Consider the following 18,426-nt stretch of genomic DNA (forward strand, 5'->3'; position numbering starts at 1 on the left):
CGCGCCCCGATGGCACCAAACTACCCCGTCCCCGATGAGGACACCCCGCCCTCGAACAGCACGATGTAACCGCAGGGGCCGAAGACCCCTTGGGAGTCTTCGGCCCCTCACGTCGGATGTCGTCGTTCGTTACTTGGCGGCCTCGATCATCTTGCAGACCGTCTCCTGAAGCTCGGCCAGATTCTCCGCGCTCGGGATCCACTGCTGCGCCACCACGGGCACCGGCAGCTGGAACTTGGCATTCTCGAGCTCGGCGTAGACCTGCTTCGGGCCGAGCGGCGCCCAGCCGTAGGAACCGAAGGCCAGACCGATGCGCTGTTCGTTCTTCGGCGAAAGGCCGCGCATGTAGGTCAGGAAGGACGCCACGGTCGGCATCATGTTGGAGTTCAGCGTCGGGGAACCCACGGCCACGTACTTGGCGTCGCACAGCTCGAGCATGATGTCGGAGATGTGGGTGTACTTGACGTCGATGAGCTCGGCGGTGATGCCCTCCTTGATGAAGGCGTCGGTGATCTCGCGGGCCATGGCCTCGGTGGAGTGCCACATGGAGTCATACACGATGACGGCCTTGTCCTGGGTCTTGTAGGTGGTCCAGTCCTCGTAGCGCTCGAGGATGTCGGCGATGTGGCTGCGCCAGATCACGCCGTGGCTCGGGCAGATCATGTTGAGGTCGAGCGTCTTCACGGTCTCGAGGGCCTTGTGGGCCTGCGGGCCGTAGGGCCACACGATGTTCGCGTAGTACTTCTTGGCCTGCTTGTAGACCTCGCACAGGTCGTTCTCGTCGTCGAAGCGCTTGGTCGTGGCGAAGTGCTGGCCGAACGCGTCGTTGGAGAACAGGATCTTGTCGACGTCGGAGTAGGTGACCATGTTGTCGGGCCAATGGACCATCGGCGTGGTCACGAACGTGAGGGTGCGCTCGCCGATGCAGAGGGTCTCGCCGGACTTGACCGGAGTGGCCTCGATGCCGAAGTGCGCGCGGACCTCGTTCACGCCGGCGCCAGCCGAGGCGTAGATCGTGGCGTTCGGGGCGACCTTGTGGATCGCGGGCAGCGAGCCGGAGTGATCCATCTCGACGTGGTTCGTGATGACGACGTCGATCTTGGAGGGGTCGACGACCTGGGAGATGCGCTGCAGGAACTCATCGGTGAAGGTGGCCTTGGCGGTGTCGATCAGGGTGACCTTCTCGTCCATGATGAGGTAGGCGTTGTAGGTGATGCCCTTCTCGGTGGTGTAGCCGTGGAACGAGCGCTCGTTCCAGTCGATACCGCCAACCCACCAAACCTTAGGGGAAATCTCGATCGCGTTGAGCATAAGGATGTCCTTTCCGCTGGTAGCAACGTGCGCCATCTGGCGCGGCGTCTCGAAATCGGCACCATCATAGCACGGGCGCGAGACCGAGTCTCAATATGGAACACAACAGGTGCCATCTGCACGAATCGTGCGCGGATGAGACGGTGCGCCAGGTACCAGAAGCCCTCCCGCCGAAACGAGCAGGGCGCTGCATCGGGGGTGCGATTCGCTCCCGATGCAGCGCCCTGCTCCATGGTGTTTTGCGTGCGCCCTACGCGCGCGGCGTCTTCGGCTTGCGGCCGCGCGGCTTGCTCACGAGCGCCTCCGGACCGCCATCACGATACTGGCGGCACCAGGTCTTGACCGACGACTCGCTCGGTACGCCGTGCTTGATCATGACCTCGCGCACCGACATGCCGTGGTCCAGACGATCGTGCACCACCGAGAGCTTGAGCTCGTAGGGGTACACCCGGTGCGACGCGCCGGCGTTCATGACGGCCGCCTGACCCCCGACCGCGTAGGAACGCGCCCACTGGTGCGCCGTCGCCTCGGGGATACCGAGCTCGACGGCGAGCGCGCGATGACCTACGCCAGTGGCGAGTATCTTCGCGGCGCGCCTGCGCACCTTCGCGTCGTACTTTGCACCATGCTTGAGTTCGACCATGTTCGATCTACCATTTCTACCTGCGTGGTCTTACATAAATTGCTTTTTGCATGACACATTGATGATAGCATGCAAAAAATGAAGGCGACGCACTCTCATCAAGCGGTCGCCTCCAGGGTGCCGTGCAACTCTACGTAACTGATGCCCTCCCGACCACACTCTAAACATCTCTCCATCGGTCCAACACATATTCCAATATGCTCAATGGGTTAGCTAATTCCGATGGGGGGCACGAGCGGCTAGAGAGCGCGAAGGGGCGCCCGGCCGCAGATGCGGTGCCGGGCGCCCCTCACGCAAAGGTTGAGCTATGTCTGCGCGCGCCTGCGCGCCGAAGCGCTACCTACCCTGCGCGCGACTCTCCTCGTAGAACTCCACGAGGTGCTTCTGCACGTCGTAGGGAACCTGCTCGTAGCCCGCGGGCTCCATGGTGAAGTCGCCCGTGCCGCGCGTGAGCGAGCGCAGGCGGGTCGCGTAGTCCACGAGCTCGGCGTAGGGCACGGTCGCGGTGACCACGGTGTTGCCGCGCTCATCGGTATCCATGCCGGTCACGCGGCCGCGGCTGGCCGAGACATCGCCCATCACGGCGCCGGCATAGCTCTCCGGGATGGTGACGGTGATGTTCTCCATGGGCTCGAGCACCACCGGGTCGGCGTCTGCGCACGCCTTCTTGAGCGCGATGCGCGCGGCGGCGCGGAACGCCATCTCGTTGGAGTCGACCGGATGGTACGAACCGTCGTAGCAGGCCACGCGGATACCCGTGAGCGGGTAACCGGCGATCACGCCCTCCTTCATGGTCTCCTGGACGCCCTTGTCCACCGCGGGGATGAGGGCGCGCGGGATGCGTCCGCCCACGACCTCGTCGACGAACTCATAATCGCCGTCGGCCAGCGGCTCGACGCGCAGGTAGCAATCGCCGAACTGGCCGGCGCCGCCGGTCTGCTTCTTGTGGCGGCCCTGGGCGCTCGCCACGCGGCGGATGGTCTCGCGGTACGGGATGCGAATGGGCACGATGTGCGCCTCGACCTTCGTGCGCTCCTCCAGGCGGTTGAGTAGCACGGACACCTGGGCCTCGCCCACTGCGGAGATGATGGTCTGGCCGGTCTCCTCGTCACGCTCGATCTTCATCGTCGGATCGGCCTCGCAGGCCTTGTCGATGAACGTGAAGAGCTTGTCCTCCTCGCTGCGGTTCACGGCCTCGATGGCGATGCGGTACTGGCTGTTCGGGAACTTGAACGCCGCGGCCTCGACCTTGCCGGTCACCGACAGCGTGTCGCCGGTGTCGGCGGAGATCTTCGTCGTGACGATGATGTCGCCGGCCTCAGCCTTGCCAACCTCGTTCATCTCGCGGCCGCACATGACATACAGGTGCGCCAGGCGCTCGCTTTTGCGGGTGCGGGCATTCACGAGCTCGATACCGGGCGTCAGCGTGCCGGTGAGGACCTTCAGGAAGGAGATGCGGCCCTGCTGCGCGTCGTTCAGCGTCTTGAACACGAAGGCGACGGGGCGCTCGTCCTCAGAGGAGATCTTGAGCGTGTCGCCGTCCATGAGGGGCATCTCGCCGTAATCGGTCGGCTTCGGGAAGTAGGTGGCGATGTCGTCCATGACGGAGTGGATGCCGAGCTCCTTGGTGCAGGAACCCACGAACACCGGGACGAACAGGCGCTCCGCGATGGCCTTGGACAGCAGGCTCTCGACTTCCTCCTGGGTGAGCGGCTCGCCCTCGAGGTACTTCATCATGAGGTCGTCGTCGGCCTCGGCCACGGCCTCGCACAGCTGCTCGCGCGCGGCGTTGGCGGCGGGCAGGTACTCCTCGGGGATGTCGTACTCGGTCTGCGTGGTGCCCTCGCAGTGGCGCGCCTTCATGCGCACCACGTCGATGACGCCCTCGAACGCCTCACCGGTGCCCCACGGCAGGGTGACGGCGCCCAGGCGCATGCCGAAGCGCTCGCGCAGCTGCTCCATGCAGGTGTCGTAGTCGGCGGTCTCCTTGTCGATGCGGTTGATGAACACCGCGCGCGCCAGGCGCAGGTCCTCGGCGGCGTACCACAGCTTCACCGTCGTGGACTGCGGGCCCTCGGAGGCGTCGACCACGAACAGCGCCGTCTCGCAGACGGCCATGGCGGCGTACGCATCGCCGATGAAGTCAGGGTAGCAGGGGGCGTCCAGCACGTTGATGCGGGTGCCCTTCCAGTCGATCGGGGCGACGGAGGTCGAGATGGAGACGCCGCGCTTGACCTCTTCGGCATCGTAATCGAGCGTGGGCTTCGTTCCCGCGTGACCGCCCAGACGGGTGGTCTTGCCTGAAAGATGCAGCATCGATTCTGCCAGGGAGGTCTTTCCTACTCCTCCCTGGCCAACCAAGACGACGTTCCTCACATTGCCGGTTTTCGGTGCACCCATGATGACCATCCTTTCTGCGGCACATGCCGCCGGGTTCATACGGAGGAAAGCGGCGCCGATGGTGACCGCGCGGGACGGCGATGGGCGGGGCGGATCTCGCAGCCTTCTGCGGCACAGAAGGCGCGGGGCCCGGATGCTCGCCGGATGCCTGCGCGGCAACGGAGGTGGGCGCTCGCCTGGCTCCGCATAACAGCCGTATGCCTTCGAGCCTACCCCCGCACCCGTACGGACGAAACGGTCTTTCGCCAGACGGTGCGCTGCAGCGCGGTAAAGGGTGCAAAGGGACAGACGGGCCGGGTCGAGGAGGTCCTGCGCGCCTGCTGCCACTCCCCCGCGCAGCGCGGCACGCGCATGCTACAATCGCCCTGCATTGATATGTGGCCAGATGGATGGTGCGGAGACGCACGGGCGCGAACGACAAGACGCGCGCCTAGGGGAACGGGGTGCGATACCCCGGCTGTACCAGCAACCGTGAGTCCAGCTGCCGCGGGAATGCTGCCGTAGATCGGACGGCGGCGCGCGGCATGGGGACGAGCCGGATCGCCTCTCCATCGAATACGGCCCTGGAGAGAAAGGCGTATACCATGCTCAACCGAATTTCTGCCCTCTGGACCTCCCGTGCGTCGCGTCGCCTGATGGTCGGCGTCGCCCTTGTGGCGGCACTCGCCACCGGCGCGCTCGGCGGCTGCACGCAGACCACGGCAGACAGCGGCACCGGCTCTGCCGCCGGCTCCGCCGTCGCCGCCACGGGCAGCGCCGCCGTGGAGACCGCCGCGTCCGATGATGCGCAGATCGCCGTCCAGGTGGTCGTCGACTCCAGCGCGGCCGACGGCAGCGTGACCTACAGCGACACCGTCGAACTCGACGAGGGCGCCACGGTGCTCGACGCGCTTCAGGCCACCGGGCTTGAGGTCGAGGTCCAGGACTCCGAGTACGGCGCGTTCGTGAACGCGATCGGCGGCCTCGCCTCGTTCGATTTCGGCGATGCGAGCGGCTGGGGCTACGACCTCAACGGCGAGATGGTTATGGACTCCGCCGACGTAGCCACCGTTTCCGACGGCGATGTTCTCACCTGGACCTACCTGGTTTAGAATCGCTGAATGGTAGAGCGCGCGGCGCTTGATATATCCGCGCCGCGCGCTCTACCATAGGTGTCGCGGGACAAGGGTGCCGATATCCGCCCTGCCGCGCACGAAGACAAACCCGCTTCGCCTTCGCAAGCTGTGGCCGAAGCGGGTTCTTTTCGTTTTTTATAAGGTGGGTCTCATGCACGCTGCGCATAACCCCTTCATCCTGTATCACCCGGCGGTCACGCTCGCCTACCTCGTATGCGTCGCCGTCTTCACCATGGCGGTCCCGCAGCCCGTCTACGTCGCGCTTTCCTGCGCCGGGGCGGTCGCGTGCTCCATCTGCGTGCACGGGGTGCGCGCGGGCATCCGTCGCGCGGCCTGGATGGTGCCGCTTATCGCCATCGTCGCCCTCGCCAACATGCTGTTCGTGAGCGAGGGCGCCACCGTGCTCTTCACCCTAGCCGGGCGGGCCTTCACCCTCGAGGGCCTGCTGTACGGCATCTGCTCGGGTGGGATGCTCGCCGCCATGATGCTCTGGATCACGAGCTGCGTAGCCTGCGTCGACAGCGCGGACATCATCGAACTCGCGGGCCGGACCGCACCGACGATCGCGCTCATGGTCACGACGGTCATGCGCCTGATTCCCCAGCTTGTGCGGCGCGGACGCGCGGTCGAGGCGACACTTGCCGCCACCCCGGCCGCCGCGCCGAGAACCGCCCGCGAGCGCACCTCAGCGCACCTGCGCACGACCTCGGTCCTTATGGGATGGAGCCTTGAGGAGAGCCTCGTGCGCGCCGATACGATGCGCGCGCGAGGCTACGCCTGCGGGGCGGCGCGCACCGCATACCGCCGCCATCGCATCCGCCGCACCGACATCGTGATGCTCGTGACCATCGCCCTGCTTGCCGCCCTATGCGCGCCGACCGCGGCGATCGCGGTGTCGCAGTATTCGTTCTATCCGCATCCGCCGCAGCTCGTCGCATGGTGGGGGTATGCGCCCTACGTCGCGCTCGTGCTCGTGCCGGTCATCCTGTCCGTAAGGTGGTGGCGTATATGCCGACAGATGTGCTAGCAGCCGCGGCGGTACGCGTGCGGGACCTCATCTTCACCTATTCCGCCCAAAAGGACACCCCCACCTTAGACCGCGTGTCGCTCGAAGTGCCCTATGGCGCATTTTGCGTGGTGAGCGGCCCTACGGGTTGCGGAAAGACCACATTGCTGCGCCTGCTCAAGCCCGAGCTGGCGCCCGCGGGCACCGCCTCGGGCGACATCGAGGTGCTCGGCGAGCGGCTCTGCGCGGGAGCAGATGGCGAGGTTGACAGAAGCCCTGCGGACCGGGTGCGCCTAGCGTCCTCCATCGGGTTTGTCATGCAGGATCCCGCATCCCAGATCGTCTGCGACACCGTATGGCATGAGCTTGCGTTCGGCCTGGAGAACATCGGCACCGACCCGCAGGTGATGCGCCGCCGCATCGCGGAGGTCGCGCACTTCTTCGGCATCGAGCCGCTCATGCACGCCGCTACCGACGAGCTGTCCGGCGGCCAGCAGCAGCTGGTGAACCTCGCCGCTGTTTTGGCACTCCAGCCGAAGCTTCTGGTGCTAGACGAGCCGACCGCGCAGCTCGATCCCGAGGCGCGCCGCCAGTTCCTGTTTCTGCTCGGCCGCGTGAATCGCGAGCTCGGCATCACCGTCATCATGTCGACGCACCTGCCCGAAGCCACCGAGCCGTACGCGACGCAGACCCTCGAGCTGGGCCGCCCCGCCCCGTTCGCTGCGCGCGAGGCCCTTGCGTCTCGCCTGGAAGCGCGGTGGCTGCGCGCGAAGGCAGCAGATGGCGGCACGGCCGTCATCGACGCGCAGGACCTGTGGGTTCGCTACGGGCGCGACGGTGCGTGGATCCTGCGCGAGCTGGACATCCGCGTGCTTCCCGGTCGCGTCCACGCCATCGTGGGCGGCAACGGATGCGGCAAGTCAACGCTGCTCCGTGCGCTCGCCGGCACGCTGCGACCCCAGCGCGGACGCGTCGAGCGCACACGTGCGAATGCGCAGGCGTACCTCCCGCAGGATCCCAAGGCGCTCTTCGTTTGCGACACGGTGGCCGCCGAGCTCGCCGAATGGCAAGAGCGCGTCGGCGCGAGCGACGAGGAATGCAGCCGCCTGCTTGCCCGCATGGGGCTTGAACGTCAAGGGAATATCCACCCCTTCGACCTCTCAGGAGGTCAGCAGCAGAAGCTCGCCCTGGCAAAACTCCTGCTCACGCGACCCGAGATACTGCTGCTCGACGAGCCGACCAAGGGGCTGGACGCCGAAAGCGCCGCCGAGATCATCCAAATCCTGCGCGCCTGCGCCGAGGCAGGGTGCGCCGTCGTGCTCGTGACGCACGACCTCGATGTCGCCTACGCCGCCGCCGACGAGGTCTCGCTCATGTTCGACGGGCAGGTCGCCTGCACCGAGGCGGCCAAGGACTTCTTCGCCGAGAGCTTGATGTACCGCCCGCATGACCGCGCGCGGCTGTTCGGAGCGCTGCTGGAGCATGAGGATACTGAGGACGCCACGGCCCCGCTCGCTGACAAGCGGGGCTGCGAGACGAACACGCCGGCACCACGCACCGAAACGCCCGTCGGCGCGCATACGGCGCCCTCGAGCGCCGCCGCATCCCCCGCAGGCCGCCGGAATCACGCTCGGGGAATCGTCGAGGCCGCAGCGCTCCTCGCCGTGCCGGTCGCGCTCGTCGCCTCCGGCATCACCGGCTTCTCGCAGACCGCCCTGCTCTCGTTCGGTGTGGTCATCGCCGCGCTCGCCGTCTTTTTCGCCTCCTTTGAGCGCGGCGATGCGCGGCTGCGCGAGCTCATGCCCACCGTGGTGCTTGCCGCCCTCGCCGCTGCCGGGCGCATCCTGTTCGCCGCGGCGCCGAGCGTGAAGCCGGTGAGCGCCATCGCTATCATCGCCGGCGTCACCCTCGGGCGCCGAAGCGGTTTCATGGTCGGCGCCCTTGCCGCCCTGACCTCGAACTTCTTCTTCGGACAGGGTCCGTGGACCCCCTGGCAGATGTACGCATGGGGCCTCGTGGGCTACGGCGCGGGCGCGCTGGCGCAGCTTGGCGCATTCGGCAGTGTGGGCAGCAAGGGCCACGGCCTGAGAAGCCGCATGGGCAGCATGGGCCTTCTGGCCTATGGCCTCGTTTCCGGCATCGCGTACGGATGGATCCTCAACGCCTGGTCCATCCTGGGGTTCCTCCATACGGGACTCGGCTTCAACCTCATAGCGGTCTACGCGGCGTCGTTCCCCTTCGACGCAGCGCACGGGATCGCCACCGTCGCGTTCCTCTCCGTGCTCTACGTCCCCTGGCGCCGCAAACTCGACCGCATCGTTGGGAAGCTGTAGCGCAGCAAGCGAGTCGCCAGGGCAGCATCAAATCGTGTCCGGATCGGCCGTGCGCAGGCCTCATCTCAAGCGCTTCACGAGCGCACGGTCCACATGACTGCAACGAAAAAAGGTGCCGGTTGCACACCTGACACGTCAGTTGTGCAACCGGCACCCTCGTGGCGGACGAAAGCCGGCAGCCCGCAGAGGACCAAAACTACGCGTTCGTACCGGCGGCGGGAACCGTCACCTCGGGCATGAGCTCATCGCTCATGACGGAGAGCATCTCGCCGAACTTCGCGAGGTCCTCGTCGGAGAACCGCTCACGGATGCGCTCCATGACGTCGTGAATGTAGTGGGAGCTGATGCTGTAGTAGTCCAGGTACTTCTGCGTGGGACGCAGATGGTACTCGCGCCCGTCGCTTTCCGACTGGACCTTCTCCACATACCCTTTGCGGATGAGGCTGCCGATCTTATACGCCGCGTTCGAGGACGAGATGCGCATGAAGTTCGCGAACTCATGGACCGTGGGCGAGCCCAGGGCATGAATCGCCTCCATCGCGAAGGCCTCCACCGTGGTCAGGCTCGCCTCGCGGTTCTGGAACCGGGCGAAGGTCTCCTGGTAGAAGTGGAGCTTGAACTTGTCGTATACGTTCTCGAACATCGCTTCCAACTCTTGATGCTCCTCGTGGGCACTCATCCGAGCGCCCCGTTACTCGTTATCGGCGGACCCCAGCGCGAGCGTCAGCGTGGCCGTGCAGGCCACCTTGCCGTCGACGCGCGCCTCGGCGTCCACGAAGGCGAACGAACCGCGTACGCGGGCGATGTGGCTCTCGAGCTCGAGCACGTCACCGGGACGGACCTGAGAGCGGAACTTCGCGTCCTTGATGGCGGCGAAGAAGCCGAGCTTGCCGCGGTTCTCGGGCAGCGACAGCATCGCCACAGCGGCAACCTGCGCGAGCGCCTCGACGATCAACACGCCGGGCAGCACGTGATACTGGGGGAAATGGCCGCAGAACACCGGGCTCGTGCCCGAGACGCACAGGCGGCCGCGGGCCCAGGAGCCCTCCTCGCCGTCCGTGATGCGGTCGACGAGCGCGAAGGGATAGCGGTGCGGAAGAATCTGGGCGATCTGGTTCGAATCGAGCTGCAGGGACATATCACTCACCTAGCCATTCCACTTCTTGAACAGGATGCACGCGTTGTGCCCGCCGAAGCCGAGCGAGTTGGACAGCGCGTACTCGACCTCAGCCGCGCGGCCCTCGTTGGGCACGCAGTCCAGATCGCACTCGGGGTCGGGCTCGACGTAGCCGATGGTCGGCGGCAGGAAGGAGTCGCGCAGCGCGCAAGCGGTGAAGATAGCCTCGACCGCACCGGCGGCACCGAGCATGTGGCCGGTCATGGACTTGGTGGAGGACACGGCCATCTCGTGGGCGTGCTCGCCGAAGACCGTCTTGATGGCGGCCGTCTCGCCTTTGTCGTTCAGCTGCGTGGAGGTGCCGTGCGCGTTGATGTAGCCCACTGCGTTCGGGTCGACGCCACCGGCATCCGCAAGTGCCTGCGCCATGGCGCGAGCGCCACCCTCGCCATTCGGCGCCGGAGCGGTGATGTGGTAGGCGTCGCAGGTCACGCCGTAGCCCACGATCTCGGCGATGATGTTCGCGCCGCGGGCCTGGGCGTGCTCGAGCTCCTCGAGCACCAGCATGCCGGCACCCTCGGCCATCACGAAGCCGCTGCGGCGAGCATCAAAGGGAATGGACGCGGCGGCGGGGTCGTCGCCCACATGCAGGGCGCGCATGGTGGTGAAGCCGCCGATGGACAGCGGCGTGATAGCGGCCTCGGTGCCGCCTGTAAGCATGATGTCGGCATAGCCGTCGCGAATGTGACGGAACGCATCGCCCACGGCGTTGGAGCCGCCGGCGCACGCGGTGACCGGGCAGGTGCACATGCCCTTGAAGCCGAACTTGATGGCGACCTCGCCGGCAGCCATGTTGGAGATGCCCATGGGGATGTAGAACGGCGAGCAGCGATCGAAGCCGCGCTTCAGGCAGGTGGTCTGTTGCTTCTCGGTCTCGGCCACGCCGCCGATGCCGGAGGACACGATCACGCCGGCGCGGGTGAGGTCCTCGGACTCGAGGTCAAGGCCGCTCTGCTCGATGGCCTCGATGGCGGAGACGAGCGCGAACTGCGTGAAGCGGGCGAGGTGCTTGGCCTCCTGCGGGGTGAAGTGCTCCTTCGGATCGAAACCCTTGACCTCGCCGGCGAGATGCACCTTCTGGGCGCTCGCGTCGTACTCGGTGATGGGTGCGATGCCGAGCTTGCCGGCGCGCGCGGCGTCCCAGCTCTCGGTCGCGGTGTTGCCCAGCGGGGTCACAGCACCCATGCCGGTGATAACAACCCTGCGTTTGCTCATGATACTCATCCTTTCAAGGAAGGTGGAAACGATGGGTGATGCGCGCCCGTGCACGACGGCGAACGCTTCCTTTGGAGAAGCGTTCGCCGTCCGGGCGCGCGACGGCTACATGGCCATGCCGCCGTCGACGGCCAGCACCTGACCCGTGATGTAGGCGGCGTCATCGGACACGAGAAACGCCACGGCGCGGGCGACGTCCTCGGGCTTGCCAGGGCGCGCCGCCGGGATGGCGGAGCACATGGCCTGCTGGGCCGCCTCGGGCATGGCGGCGGTCATGTCCGTCTCGATGAAACCGGGCGCCACGGCGTTCACGCGGATACCGATGCTCGCGACCTCGCGCGCCACCGACTTCGTCATGCCGATGAGGCCCGCCTTGCTGGCCGCGTAGTTCGCCTGGCCGGCGTTGCCCATGATGCCCACGACGCTCGCCATGTTCACGATGGCGCCGGACTTGGCACGCATCATGGGGCGCAGGACGGCCTTCGTCATCAGGAAGGCGCCCTTGAGGTTCGTGGCGATCACGGCGTCGAAGTCCTCCTCGCTCATGCGCGCGGCGAGCTTGTCGCGCGTGATGCCGGCATTGTTGACGAGGATGTCGACGCCGCCGAGCTCCTTGGCGGCGTCGACGAGCTCCTTGGCGGCGTCAGCGCTCGTGACGTCGCCCTGGACGGCGCGCGCGGTGGCGCCGGCCTCTTCGAGCAGGGCGACCGTCTCGTCGGCGGCCGCCTTGTTGCCGGCATAGGAGAACACGATGTTGGCGCCGCGGTGGGCGAGCTCAAGGCAGATGGCGCGGCCGATGCCGCGGCTGCCACCGGTGACGATGGCGGTCTTTCCGGACAGATCCATGGGATATTCCTCCAAACAGACGGGTGGGAACGGCGGGGTGCGACCTGTTCGCTAGGCGTCCAGCTTCTCCAAGTCGGCGACGGTCTCGACGGGTGTGCAGGAGATCTCCTTGGCGGTCTTGCGCACCAGGCCGGAGAGCACCTTGCCCGGGCCGATCTCGATGATGCGGTCGACGCCAAGCTCGGCCAGGCGGCGGATGGTGTCCTCCATGCGAACGGAGGACTGCACCTGGCGCTCGAGCAGGCTCACGATGTCATCGTCCTCGCCCTTCTCGTGCCCAAGCGTGTTGAACAGCACCGGCACGCGCATCTCGCCGAGCTCAAGGGCGGAGAGGCGCTCGCGCAGCGCATCGCCGGCGGGCTTCAGCAGCGAGGTGTGGAAGGGACCGCTCACCTTCAGCGGGATGCAGCGACGGGCACCTGCCTCCTTGGCGGCCGCGGCGGCAGCCTCGACGGGCGCGCGGTCGCCCGCGATCACGATCTGGCCGGGGCAATTGTAGTTGGACACCTCGACGGTCAGGCCCTCATCTGCATCGGCGGCGGCAGCGGCCACGATGGACTCCACGGCCTCGCGATCGAGGCCCAGGATGGAGATCATCGCGGTATCGCGGCCCGCAGCGGCGCTCGCCATGGCCGCACCGCGGAAGGCGGCGAGCTTCACGGCCGTCACGGCGTCGAACACGCCGGCGGCAGCGAGCGCGGAGTACTCGCCGAGCGACAGGCCGGCCACATAGTCGGGCGCAATGCCGCGCTCGGCGAGAATCGCCGTCATACCGCAGGCGAAGGCCACCATGGCGGGCTGGGTGTACTCGGTCTGGTTCAGCTGGTCATCAGGACCCTCGAACATGAGCGTCTTCAGGTCGAAGTCGACGGCATCGTTCGCTGCGTCGATGACCTGCGCGAAGGCGGGATAGGCCTCGTAGAGGTCGGCACCCATGCCCGCGTGCTGCGAGCCCTGGCCGGCGTAGAGGAAAGCAGTCGCCATAATCTGTTACGCCTCCAGAGACTCGATCGTGGCCTTGCAGCCGGCCATCATGTCCTCGAAGATCGCGCGCAGCGGGCGGACCTCATGCACCATGCCGGCCACCTGGCCGCACATGAAGCTGCCGGTGTCCACGTCGCCGTCGAACACGGCGCGGCGCAGGCTGCCCAGCGTGAGCGCCTCGAGCTCGTCGCGCTTGGTGTTCTGCTGCTCGAGCTCCAGGTACTTCTTGGTCATCTTGTTCTTGAGGCAGCGAACCGGGGCGCCGGCGGGACGGCCGGTCACGACGGTGTCGTTGACGCCGGCCTTCACGACCTTCTCCTTGTAGTTCACATGGATGGGGCACTCCTCGCTCGCGAGCAGGCAGGTGCCCACCTGCACGCCGCAGGCGCCGAGCGCGAAGGCGGCGGCCATGCCGCGCCCGTCGGCGATGCCGCCGGCGGCGATCACGGGCAGGTCAACCGTGTCGACCACGGCCGGGACGAGCGCCATCGTGGTGGCCTCTCCCACGTGTCCGCCGGACTCGGTGCCCTCGGCGATGATGCCGTCGATGTCCAGGCGCGCAAGGCGCTTGGCGAGGATCGGGGCGGCGACCACGGGGAAGATGCGGATGCCCGCTTCCTTCCAGGCGGCAACATACTTGGCGGGGTTGCCGGCACCGGTGGTGACGACCTTCACGCCCTCCTCGATGACGACCTGTGCGCACTCATCGATATGCGGGTTCATGAGCATGAGGTTCACGCCGAACGGCTTGTCCGTCAGCTCCTTGGCGCGGCGGATCTGGGCGCGCAGGCTCTCGCCATCAAGGCCGCCGCCGGCCACGAGGCCGAGCGCACCGGCGTTCGCGCAGGCAGCCGCGAACTCGCCGGTGGCGATGTTGGCCATGCCGCCCTGGATGATGGGGAATTCGGTACCCAGAATCTCGTTCAGCTTCTTCATAGATGCAATGCTTCCTTTCTCGTGACGGTCCGCGCGGCGCCTTCGCCGCCCAGATCGCCCAGGTGATGAGATCAAGTGCGCCAGGGCAGCGGCGCTTAGACGAGTTCCGCGAGGGCGCCCGCCCACGTGAGCCCGGCGCCGAACCCGGCCATGAGGATGCGGCTGCCCGGACCCACCTCGCCGGCGCGCACGATCTCGTCGAGCAGGATGGGGACGCTGCCCGCCGAGGTGTTGCCGGTGTGATCGATGTTGCCCTCGCACTTGGCGGGGTCGAGACCGAGCTTTTTCACCGCGAAGTCCACAATGCGCTTGTTGGCCTGGTGGAAGACGAAGCGATCCACATCGTCGGCGGAGATGCCCGCATCCTCCAGCACCTCCTTCGTGCACTTCGGCATGACCTCGGTGGCGAAGCGGAAGACCGCGCGGCCGTCCATATGCAGATACGACGGCTCGCCTGCGCCTGCGCCCGGCGCGTACAGCGACGTATCGTCGCCGCGCGAGCCCCAGACAGCATGGAGCTGCGGGTAGTCCTCGCGCCACGCGAGCACCGCCGCGCCCGCGCCGTCGCCGAACAGCACGCAGGTCGTGCGGTCCGTGAAATCCATGACGTGCGAGAGCACGTCGGCGCCCACCACGAGCGCATAGGGGCGCTTGGCGGCAGGCAGGAGCGCCTCGGCCACGTGCAGGCCGTAGACGAAGCCCGCGCACGCGGCGTTCAGGTCGAAGCACAGCGTATCCTCGGCCATCCCCAGGTCGGCCTGCAGCAGGCAGGCGGCAGACGGCGTGCAGGTGTCCGCCGTGAACGTCGCCACGAGGCAGACGCCGACCTCGGCGGGCGTGATTCCCGCGGCCTCAAGGGCGCGCTCGGCGGCGTCGCGCACGAGCGTGCGGTGGGTCTCCCCCGCCTCCGCGTCGCAGTAGTGCCGCGAGCGGATGCCCGTGCGCGTGGAGATCCACTCGTCAGAGGTCTCCACGATCTTGGCCATGTCGTCGTTGGTCACCACACGGCTCGGCACTGCCGAGCCCGTGCCGCAAATCTTCACGCCCATCAGATGCGACCCCTCTTCACTGCCGTCGCGCCCATGGCGCGGAACTTGCGATAGCGGTCGTTGACGAGCGCCGTCTGACTCATCTTCGACAGGGAGTCCAGCTCGCGGGTGAGCTGGGTATCGAGCACCTGGAAGAGCGCCGCGGGGTTCTCGTGCGCACCGCCGGCGGGCTCGGGGATGATGCCGTCGATGACGCCGAGCTCGAGCAGATCCTCAGCCGTGAGCTTCATGACCTCGCAGGCCTCGTCGGCGCGGCTCGAATCCTTCCACAGGATGGACGCGAAGCCCTCCGGGGAGAGCACCGAGTACACGGCGTTCTCGAGCATGAGGACGCGGTTGCCCACGGCGAGCGCGAGGGCGCCGCCGCTGCCTCCCTCGCCGCAGATCACGCAGATCACGGGTACAGAGAGCGAGCTCATGAGCTCGATGGAGCGGGCGATCGCCTCGCCCTGGCCGTGCTCTTCGGCCTCCATCCCGGGATAGGCACCCGAGGTGTCGACGAAGGTGAAGATGGGGCGCCCGAACTTCTCGGCGGCACGCATGATGCGCTGCGCCTTGCGGTAGCCCTCAGGCGAGGCCATGCCGAAGTTACAGGCGACACGCTCCTCGATATTGGCGCCCTTGCGGTTGCCGAGCACCGTCACGGGGCGACCGTGGAACAGGGCGATGCCGCCCATGATGCTCGGGTCGTCGGTGGAGGACAGGTCGCCGCGCTGCTCGAAGAAATCGGTGAACAGGGCGTCGACGATCTCGGCCACACCCGGGCGGCCGGGGTGGCGCGCGATGGCCACGCGCTGCGCGGCGGTCAGCACGTCCACGGTATCGGGCAGGTTATCCGACATGCTCGGCACCTCCCTTTCCATGAAGCATGAGCAGACGAATGAGGGTCGAACGCATGCGGGCGCGCGGCACCACGGCGTCGACGAAGCCGTGCTCGAGCTGGAACTCGGCGCTCTGGAAGCCCTCGGGGAGCTTCTCGCCGATGGTCTGCTCGATGACGCGCGGGCCCGCGAAGCCGACGAGTGCGCCGGGCTCGGCGAGGTGGATGTCGCCCAAGCTCGCGAAGCTCGCCGTCACGCCGCCGGTCGTGGGGTTCGTGAACACGGAGATGTACAGACCGCCGTGGTCGGAGAAGCGCTGGATGGCCGCGGAGGTCTTCGCCATCTGCATGAGCGAGATGATGCCCTCCTGCATGCGCGCGCCGCCGCTCGCCGAGAACACGATCAGCGGCAGATGCTGGCGGGTGGCGCGCTCGATGAGGCGGGTGAGGCGCTCGCCCACCACGGCGCCCATGCTCGCCATGAGGAAGCGCGTGTCGAGCGCGGCGATGGCTACGCGCACGCCGCCGAGCTTGGCGATACCGGTCGCGATGGCGTCGCCGCTGTGCGTCTTGGCGCGCAGCTTCGCGAGCTTCTCGGGGTAGTCGGGGAAGTCGAGCGGGTCGGTGGAGACCAGCGAGCCGTCGAGCTCGCGGAACTGGCCGTCGTCGACGATCATCTTGATGCGCTCGCGCGCGCCCAGCGGGAAGTGATGGCCGCAGTAGGGGCAGACGCGCTGGTTGTCGGCGAGGTCGTCCTCGTTCAGGGCGCGGCCGCAGGCCGGGCACGTCATGGCCTCGACCTCGGGCGCGCTGCCCTGCTCACGCATCCTCTTGAGCGCCAGCAGCCGGTTGCGGCGCTCGGCAAGAATTCCTGCCATGGTGGTTTACGCCTCCTTCGCGGCGGAGTCAGCGGACGCGTCCGCGACGTTTGTCCACGCGAGCAGCGTCTCCATGTTCTCATCGATGAACGACGTGTTGTACGCGGCGCGGATGAACTGGGGGTGGTACATGATCTGGTGGAGGATATCGATGTTGGTCGTGGGGCCGTCGATCACGAACTCCTCGAGGCAGCGGCGCATGCGGCGGATGGCCTCCAGGCGCGTGGGCGCCCACACGATGAGCTTCGCGGCGAGCGAGTCGTAGTAGGGCGGCAGCTCGCAACCGGCGTACAGGCCCGTGTCGACGCGGACGCCGTAGCCGCCGGGCAGGTGGACGAAGTCGACCGTGCCGGGCGAGGGCATGAAGCCGTGCGCAGGATCCTCCGCGTTGATGCGGCACTCGATGGCGTGTCCGCGCAGGTTGATGTCATCCTGCGTGAACGACAGCGAAAGGCCGGAGGCGACGCGCAGCTGCTCGCGCACCAGGTCGACGCCCGTCACGCACTCGGTGATGGGGTGCTCCACCTGGATGCGGGTGTTCATCTCGATGAAGTAGAACTCGCCCGACGGGTCGAGCACGAACTCGATCGTGCCGGCGTTTACGTAGCCCGCGGCGCGCGCGGCGGCCACGGCGGCCTCGCCCATGCGCTCGCGCAGCTCAGGCGTGAGCACGCGGGCGGGGGTCTCCTCGATCATCTTCTGGCCGCGGCGCTGGATGGAGCAGTCGCGCTCACCCAGCTGGACCACGTTGCCCTGCGCGTCGGCCATGATCTGGAACTCGATATGATGCGGGTTCAGGACGAGCTTCTCGAGGTACATCTCGTCGTCGTTGAAGCAGGCGCGAGCCTCGGCACGGGCCTCCTCGAACAGGTCGTCGAACTGCTCGGGATCGAACACGCGGCGCATGCCGCGGCCACCGCCGCCGGCAGCAGCCTTGATGAGGACCGGGTAGCCGATCTCGTCGGCGACGCGACGCGCCTCCGCGACGTCTTTCACGGAGCCGTCGGAGCCGGGCACCACGGGCACGCCGGCGCTCTTCATGAGCTCACGGGCGGCCGCCTTGTTGCCCATCGTGCGGATGACGTCGCCCGAGGGGCCGATCCACGTGATACCGCACTTCTCGCACTCGTCGGCGAACTCGGCGTTCTCGGAAAGAAAACCGTAGCCTGGGTGGATGGCGTCGCAGTGGGCGGCCTTCGCCACCGTCAGCAGGGCCTCCGTGTTGAGGTAGCTCTGGGCGGACGGCGCCGGCCCGATGCAGTAGGCGTGCTCGGCCAGCTGCACGTGCAGCGCCTCGCGGTCGGCCTCGGAGTACACGACAACCGGCTCGATGTCGAGCTCGCGGCATGCGCGGAAGATGCGCACGGCGATCTCGCCGCGGTTGGCGATGAGGATACGCTTGAACATAGACCCGCCCCTTTTATGCCTCGTGATAGCGGATCAGGGGAGCGCCGAACGAGACGAGCTCGCCGTCGGTGGCCACGATCTCGTCGATCACGCAGTCGCAGGGGGCGGTGACCTCGCTCATCATCTTCATGGCCTCGAGCAGGCAGACGGTGTCGCCCTTCTTCACGCGGTCGCCGGGCTGGACATAGGGGTCCTTGTCCGGAGAGGGTGCAACGTAGAACGTGCCCACGAGCGGAGCGGTGATGCAGGGGCCATCAGCGGCAGCGGGCTCGGCGGGAGCGGCAGCTGCGGGCGCTGCGGCAGGCG

The 18,426-nt window shown here is 67.2% G+C and carries 17 protein-coding genes; 3 read left to right on the plus strand and 14 right to left on the minus strand.

The window, feature by feature from the left end; all coding sequences use genetic code 11:
• Positions 1 to 129: 129 nt before the first annotated feature.
• The 3 genes from H6A21_RS09710 to H6A21_RS09720 all read right to left on the minus strand — a co-directional run bounded on the left by H6A21_RS09710 (position 130) and on the right by H6A21_RS09720 (position 4,354).
• Positions 130 to 1,311 carry an FprA family A-type flavoprotein gene (locus H6A21_RS09710; RefSeq protein WP_204562544.1) on the minus strand — a complete coding sequence of 394 codons (1,182 nt, stop codon included), beginning with the start codon at positions 1,309 to 1,311 and terminating at the stop codon, positions 130 to 132.
• Positions 1,312 to 1,561: 250 nt separating this feature from the next.
• Positions 1,562 to 1,954, minus strand: coding sequence for a helix-turn-helix domain-containing protein (locus H6A21_RS09715; RefSeq protein ID WP_204562545.1), 393 nt, complete (start codon positions 1,952 to 1,954; stop codon positions 1,562 to 1,564).
• Positions 1,955 to 2,290: 336 nt separating this feature from the next.
• A complete protein-coding gene (locus H6A21_RS09720; protein ID WP_204562546.1) occupies positions 2,291 to 4,354 on the minus strand; it encodes an elongation factor G in 2,064 nt (687 codons plus the stop codon).
• Positions 4,355 to 4,938: 584 nt separating this feature from the next.
• Between H6A21_RS09720 and H6A21_RS09725 the strand changes: the two genes are divergently transcribed.
• From H6A21_RS09725 to H6A21_RS11025, 3 genes are all read left to right on the plus strand, one after another.
• Entirely contained in the window at positions 4,939 to 5,445 is a 507-nt protein-coding gene (locus H6A21_RS09725; protein WP_204562547.1) for a DUF4430 domain-containing protein, read from the plus strand.
• Between the two features lie 175 nt (positions 5,446 to 5,620).
• Positions 5,621 to 6,496: an energy-coupling factor transporter transmembrane component T gene (locus H6A21_RS09730; RefSeq protein ID WP_204562548.1), complete on the plus strand. Its 876-nt coding sequence runs from the start codon at positions 5,621 to 5,623 to the stop codon at positions 6,494 to 6,496.
• Positions 6,478 to 8,808: an ATP-binding cassette domain-containing protein gene (locus tag H6A21_RS11025; RefSeq protein ID WP_239462799.1), complete on the plus strand. Its 2,331-nt coding sequence runs from the start codon at positions 6,478 to 6,480 to the stop codon at positions 8,806 to 8,808. Before H6A21_RS09730 ends, H6A21_RS11025 begins: the two co-directional genes overlap by 19 nt.
• Before the next feature lie 196 nt (positions 8,809 to 9,004).
• Here H6A21_RS11025 and H6A21_RS09745 read toward each other — a convergent pair whose 3' ends face one another.
• From H6A21_RS09745 to H6A21_RS09795, 11 genes are all read right to left on the minus strand, one after another.
• Entirely contained in the window at positions 9,005 to 9,451 is a 447-nt protein-coding gene (locus H6A21_RS09745; RefSeq protein ID WP_204562557.1) for a MarR family winged helix-turn-helix transcriptional regulator, read from the minus strand.
• Positions 9,452 to 9,499: 48 nt separating this feature from the next.
• The gene (fabZ, locus tag H6A21_RS09750; RefSeq protein ID WP_204562558.1) at positions 9,500 to 9,946 is read right to left on the minus strand and encodes a 3-hydroxyacyl-ACP dehydratase FabZ; all 447 of its coding nucleotides are present in this window, start codon (positions 9,944 to 9,946) and stop codon (positions 9,500 to 9,502) included.
• Between the two features lie 9 nt (positions 9,947 to 9,955).
• Positions 9,956 to 11,200, minus strand: coding sequence for a beta-ketoacyl-ACP synthase II (gene fabF, locus H6A21_RS09755; protein ID WP_204562549.1), 1,245 nt, complete (start codon positions 11,198 to 11,200; stop codon positions 9,956 to 9,958).
• A 105-nt stretch (positions 11,201 to 11,305) separates the two neighbouring features.
• A complete protein-coding gene (gene fabG, locus H6A21_RS09760; protein ID WP_204562550.1) occupies positions 11,306 to 12,046 on the minus strand; it encodes a 3-oxoacyl-[acyl-carrier-protein] reductase in 741 nt (246 codons plus the stop codon).
• 51 nt (positions 12,047 to 12,097) lie between these two features.
• On the minus strand, positions 12,098 to 13,030 hold the full coding sequence (fabD, locus tag H6A21_RS09765) for an ACP S-malonyltransferase (RefSeq protein ID WP_204562551.1): 933 nt from the start codon (positions 13,028 to 13,030) through the stop codon (positions 12,098 to 12,100).
• Between the two features lie 6 nt (positions 13,031 to 13,036).
• Positions 13,037 to 13,966, minus strand: coding sequence for a DUF561 domain-containing protein (locus tag H6A21_RS09770; RefSeq protein ID WP_204562552.1), 930 nt, complete (start codon positions 13,964 to 13,966; stop codon positions 13,037 to 13,039).
• A gap of 95 nt (positions 13,967 to 14,061) precedes the next feature.
• Positions 14,062 to 15,015, minus strand: a complete 954-nt coding sequence (locus H6A21_RS09775) for a beta-ketoacyl-ACP synthase III (RefSeq protein ID WP_239462800.1) — start codon at positions 15,013 to 15,015, stop codon at positions 14,062 to 14,064.
• Positions 15,015 to 15,857 (minus strand): acetyl-CoA carboxylase carboxyltransferase subunit alpha, encoded by an 843-nt coding sequence (locus tag H6A21_RS09780; protein ID WP_204562553.1) that lies wholly within the window; start codon positions 15,855 to 15,857, stop codon positions 15,015 to 15,017. The genes H6A21_RS09775 and H6A21_RS09780 overlap by 1 nt, the downstream gene beginning before the upstream one ends.
• Entirely contained in the window at positions 15,847 to 16,713 is an 867-nt protein-coding gene (accD, locus tag H6A21_RS09785; RefSeq protein ID WP_204562554.1) for an acetyl-CoA carboxylase, carboxyltransferase subunit beta, read from the minus strand. Before accD ends, H6A21_RS09780 begins: the two co-directional genes overlap by 11 nt.
• A gap of 6 nt (positions 16,714 to 16,719) precedes the next feature.
• On the minus strand, positions 16,720 to 18,120 hold the full coding sequence (gene accC / locus H6A21_RS09790) for an acetyl-CoA carboxylase biotin carboxylase subunit (protein WP_204562555.1): 1,401 nt from the start codon (positions 18,118 to 18,120) through the stop codon (positions 16,720 to 16,722).
• Between the two features lie 13 nt (positions 18,121 to 18,133).
• On the minus strand, positions 18,134 to 18,426 hold a 293-nt coding region (locus tag H6A21_RS09795), incomplete at its 5' end, for an acetyl-CoA carboxylase biotin carboxyl carrier protein (RefSeq protein ID WP_342636098.1).

The sequence above is a fragment of the Collinsella tanakaei genome, from assembly GCF_016902615.1.
Classification (GTDB): Bacteria; Actinomycetota; Coriobacteriia; order Coriobacteriales; family Coriobacteriaceae; genus Collinsella; species Collinsella tanakaei_A.